Here is an 846-nt window from a genome sequence, read left to right on the forward strand (position 1 = left end):
TAGGCTCAGGACCCATTGATTTCCGATTGGCTACGTGATTCACGGCTGCGAAAACGAGCGGTGAACATGTCTGATCTTTTCTGGTTAAGCGACGAGCAAATGGCGCGCTTGGAACCCTTCTTTCCCAAATCTCACGGCAAGCCACGCGTGGATGACAGGCGTGTTCTAAGTGGGATTATCTTCATAAATCGCAACGGCTTACGGTGGCGTGATGCACCCAAAGAATATGGGCCGCACAAGACGCTGTACAACCGTTGGAAGCGGTGGAGCGAGAAGGGTATATTTGCCGAGATGCTAGTCGGATTGGCGGCAGGCCACGGCGAGAAAAAGACCGTGATGATCGATGCAACCTACCTAAAAGCCCACCGCACAGCGTCCAGTTTGGGCGTCAAAAAGGGGGGCGTGGACGCCTAATTGGTCGGACAAAGGGTGGCATGAATACCAAGCTGCACGCCATCTGCGACAGCCGAGGTCGACCTCTCAGTCTGTTCGTCACAGCTGGACAGGTCAGCGACTACATCGGGGCGCGAGCGTTGCTGGGCAGCCTGCCGGATGTCGACTGGCTGCTTGGCGACCGAGGATATGACGCTGATTGGTTCCGAGACGCGTTGAAAGACAAAGGGATACGCGCCTGCATACCTGGCCGAAAGCAGCGGAAGAAACCGGTGAAATACGACAAGCGGCGCTACAAACGCCGCAATCGTATCGAGATCATGTTCGGCAGGTTGAAGGATTGGCGGCGGGTGGCAACACGATATGACAGATGTCCGAAAGTCTTCCTCTCAGCAATCGCACTCGCAGCACTCGTTATCTACTGGCTTTGAAACTCAATGAGTCCTGACCCTA

General features: G+C 55.1%; 1 protein-coding gene. It reads left to right on the forward strand.

All coding sequences use genetic code 11. The annotated features are described in order from the left end of the window. The first annotated feature begins 66 nt into the window (after nucleotides 1–66). Nucleotides 67–824, forward strand: a protein-coding gene (locus M3P21_RS22360) for an IS5 family transposase (protein ID WP_249713715.1) whose coding sequence is annotated in 2 segments (ribosomal slippage) — nucleotides 67–388 and nucleotides 388–824 — 759 coding nt in all. Because the reading frame shifts where the segments join, the coding sequence is not laid out codon by codon here. Nucleotides 825–846 lie beyond the last annotated feature (22 nt).

This window comes from Ruegeria spongiae (genome assembly GCF_023502395.1).
In the GTDB taxonomy this organism is placed as follows: domain Bacteria; phylum Pseudomonadota; class Alphaproteobacteria; order Rhodobacterales; family Rhodobacteraceae; genus Ruegeria_C; species Ruegeria_C spongiae.